Genomic DNA, 3,676 nt, shown 5'->3' with positions numbered 1-3,676 from the left:
CACTCAGCCAGTCCAGGATAGACCGTCAGGTCCTGGCTGCCCTGCGGACTCGGGGGCCTGGGCGGCGGCGCTGGAATCGCCGGTCGCAGGCTGCGCGGCCGAGGCCGCAGGACGGGAGGGCTTCGGACGCGACGTGGGTGCGTTGCGGGAGGCGGCAGGCTCCTTCACCGGGACATCCGACAGATCCGAGGCAGCCACCCAGCCCGTGATGCGGCCTTCGTCCATGGAGATGCGGGAGAAGGCGCTTTTAGTCTCAAGAACCGTGACGCGGACGTTGGGGCCGGCCGAAACCACCGCCCGCGCCGTGGTGGTGGGTTCGATCCGGACCACGGTGTGGCTTTTGGTGTAGGCCACGTTGTCCAGGCCCGTCCCGCGAACCGACTTGTTGCATCCGCACAGGACGAAAAGGGCCAGGACGAAGACCGCCGGGAACAGGGAGCGGAGGAAAAAAGGATGGGTCATGTGGGCCTCCATGTGGGATGTCGCCTGAATTGTTCCACGCCTGGGTCGAAGTTGCAAGGTCCGGGCGGGCCATGCCCCGGTCATGACGCCACGGCGCGCCCCAGGCGGCGGGCCGCATCGGCATAGACGTCCGCCCCCCGGTGTTCCACGGCCCCGGCATACAGACTGCCCACGATACGGCAGTTGAGGCTGTCCTTCAGGGTACGGCGCACGAGCCCGGTGGCCTCGTCGCAAAACCGGCGCAGAAGCGGCGGCACGATACCCGAAACCACGATGATCGCCGCCGTACGTTTTTTGGCGGTGCGCGGCACGGGGCAGCCGCGCACGGTCAGCACCCGGCCCGTGGGTTTGGCGAACGTCCAGCAGATGCGCTCCAAAAAGGCCATGGCCAGGGACGTGACGTGCCCCATGTGAACCGGAGTGGCGAAGATCAGGGCGTCGGCGCGGGCCAGATCGTCCAAAAGGGGCGTCATGTCGTCATGCTGGACACAGGGGGCATAGGGCACGGCCTCCAGGTTGTCCCGGCAGGCCAGACAATTGCGGCACGGCCCGATGCGCACGTCTCCCAGACGGATTTTTTGGATGCTGGCCTCGGGGTTCGCTTCGAGGGCGCCGGAAATGGCCTGGTCGGCCAGTTGGTCCGTGGCCCGGCCCGGCCGGGGACTGCCCATGATCGCCAGGATATGCATGGCCTGCCTCCAACGTGAACGTGCGGATGGGAGGACAGCATAGCAGAGGCGCGCCGTCGTGGGAATCCGGCCCGGGGCGGATTCTTTCTTTCGCGGGCGGCCTGCGGCCGCCGGGCGACCGTCAGCCCGATTGCCAGGCCGGGAAGGCCAGGTCCGCAAATCCCCGGGCCGTCGGGTTGTCCGGCCGGATGGCCAGGGCCAGCCGGACCATGGGCAGGGCGGGGAATCCGTGTTCTTCGGAGAGGACGGCGTGGTCCGGGGCCAGGGCGCTGGCGGGCAGGGCCGCTATCCCGAGCCCGGCCGAGACGGCGGCCCGGACATTTTCATAGGACGCGCTGGCATAGGCGAAATGGAAAGGCTTCCCGGCCGTCTCCAGGGCCCGGACGGCGGCGCGGCGGTAGGCGCAGCCGGGTGGGAAGCCCGCCAGGGGCACGGCGGCGAACCGGTCCAGGCGCATCGGCCGACGCGACGCCCAGCACAGGGGCTCGGATCGGACATCGCGACCGTCTCCCGCCGGGCCGTCGTCCGGTTCCACGCGCTTGAACAGGGCCAGATCCAGGGCCCTGTCCGCGAACAACTCCCGGATGTGGGCCGACAGGGCCGAGGTGGTCTCGATGCGCAGCCCCGGGTTGCGCTCCAGGAGCCGGGCGATGACGCCGTGGATGTCGGCCACGGGAAAATCGTCGGGCACGCCCAGGCGGAAAAGCCCCGAAAGTTCCGGCCGCCCCACGGTGTCCGCCGCCTCCCGGGCCCGGGCCAGGATGTCCCGGGCGGCGTCGAAAAACCGCCGTCCCTGGTCGGTCAGCCCCAAATACCGGCCGTGGCGGCGCTCCACAAGGCGGCAATCGAGGATATCCTCCAGCTTGCGCAGGCTCTGGGTCACGGCCGACTGGGTGCGCCCCAGGGCCTCGCCCGCCCGCTGAAAGCCGCCGAGGTCCACCAGGGTCACCAGGGTCCGCAGGTGCTCCAGGGTCAGCCGCCGATCCCCGGTGAGCCCGGTGAGCCCGGAGAGGCCGGTGAGGTCGGGTGTGGACGCGGCCATGCCGTTCTCCCTTCAATATAAGTTTGATTTCATATTGTCGCTTCATAATTCATTTTACGCGGATTTCCAATCCCCCTAAGGATGTGCCCACGCGCCAGGGCGACCGGCCGCCGGTTTCATGCGGGACGGCAGGCGGATCGTTTCGGCGCAAAGGGAGGATCGCGCGATGCCGCGTCTGATGCTGTATCCCCTGGTGGCGCTTTTTAGCGCCGTGTGGAGCTCGGCCTTTATCGCCGGAAAGATCGGCACGGCCCTTCTCGACCCGTATTCGCTCCTGGCCTGGCGATTCGGCCTCACGGCCCTGGCCCTTTCGCCCCTGGTCCTGGCCCGGGGGCGGGCGGGACAAACCGGGGACATCCGGGCCGGGCTTGTGCTCGGGCTTTTGTACAACGCCCTGTACCTGGGACTGACGTTCACGGCCCTGGTCTCGGTTTCGGCCACGCTGGTCATCCTCATCGTGAGCTGCGCCCCCTTCGCCACGGCCCTTTTCGCCGCCGCCGCAGGGCAGGAGCGCCTTGATGTAGGCAAACTGCTGGGCGTCGCGGCGGGGTTTGGCGGGGTGGCGGTCATCGCCCTGGGCCAGCCCATGACCAGGGTCACGGCCCTGGGGGTGGGGTGCGCATGCCTTGGCATGCTGGCCTTCAGCCTGGGGACGGTACTGTATCGCGGCCGGGCCGTGGCCGGGGACGCCGTGGGCATCAATTTCTGGCAGTCGGTGGCGGGATGTGCGGCCATGATTCCGTTGTGCCTGGTCTTCGGTCGGCCGGGGGCGGCCGCGACCCCGGAACTGGCCGCCGCCGTGGCCTATCTGGCCCTGGTGGTGGGCGTGGGCGGCATGGGACTGTGGTTTCTCTTGATCCGGGTCAGCGGGGCGGCCACGGCCTCGGCCTATCATCTGCTCAATCCCATTTTCGGGCTGTTTTTTTCCCATCTCCTCCTGGGCGCGGCCATCACCGCCAGGGACGTGGCCGGGGTGGGCCTGATCTGCCTGGGGTTGGCCGTGGCGACCCGCCGGGCGGCGCAACCCGCAAGGCAGTGAGCCGGGCGAAATCCCTGTGCGGACCCGTGGCGACATCCGGCCCGTTTCCGGGTAACATGCCGCCGAACGAGGCGTGATGGTCACGCCCCAAACGCAAAGGATGCCCCATGCCCCGTCGACATGCCGCGCCGCGCAACCCATGGCGCATGGCCTTATTTACCGTCCTGGCGCTTTTTTTCGCCGTGTCCTGCGACAGGGGCGAGGCGCCGCAAAACGGCTCCGTCTTTCAAAAGGAACTGGACGCCCTGCCCGCGGAGGCCATGGACACGGGGCCGCCCGCCCTGCGCGACAGCCTGGAGGTTCCTGTGCCGGGCATGGTGACCATGGTGGACCTGGGGGCGGATTCCTGCATGCCCTGCCGGATGATGGCCCCGGTCCTGGACAAGGTGGCCCGGGACTACCGGGACAAGGCGGCGGTGGTCTACATCGACCTGGGCAGGCATC

General features: G+C 68.8%; 5 protein-coding genes. 2 read left to right on the top strand and 3 right to left on the bottom strand.

Annotated elements, in window-relative coordinates; genetic code table 11:
- Positions 1 to 3: 3 nt before the first annotated feature.
- From V3572_RS09705 to V3572_RS09695, 3 genes are all read right to left on the bottom strand, one after another.
- On the bottom strand, positions 4 to 462 hold the full coding sequence (locus V3572_RS09705; protein ID WP_332110797.1) for a hypothetical protein: 459 nt from the start codon (positions 460 to 462) through the stop codon (positions 4 to 6).
- A gap of 80 nt (positions 463 to 542) precedes the next feature.
- Entirely contained in the window at positions 543 to 1,151 is a 609-nt protein-coding gene (locus V3572_RS09700; protein ID WP_332110796.1) for a flavodoxin family protein, read from the bottom strand.
- Positions 1,152 to 1,272: 121 nt separating this feature from the next.
- A complete protein-coding gene (locus V3572_RS09695) occupies positions 1,273 to 2,193 on the bottom strand; it encodes a LysR substrate-binding domain-containing protein (protein ID WP_332110795.1) in 921 nt (306 codons plus the stop codon).
- Positions 2,194 to 2,359: 166 nt separating this feature from the next.
- Here V3572_RS09695 and V3572_RS09690 point away from each other — a divergent pair, with 166 nt between their 5' ends.
- Entirely contained in the window at positions 2,360 to 3,232 is an 873-nt protein-coding gene (locus tag V3572_RS09690) for a DMT family transporter (RefSeq protein ID WP_332110794.1), read from the top strand.
- Between the two features lie 107 nt (positions 3,233 to 3,339).
- On the top strand, positions 3,340 to 3,676 hold a 337-nt coding region (locus V3572_RS09685), incomplete at its 3' end, for a thioredoxin family protein (RefSeq protein ID WP_332110793.1).

Origin of the sequence: Desulfolutivibrio sp., from assembly GCF_036584575.1 — a bacterium.
In the GTDB taxonomy this organism is placed as follows: Bacteria; Desulfobacterota; Desulfovibrionia; order Desulfovibrionales; family Desulfovibrionaceae; genus Desulfolutivibrio.
Note: the sequence above shows the minus strand (reverse complement) of the source record. Positions and strands in the feature narration are given on the sequence as shown.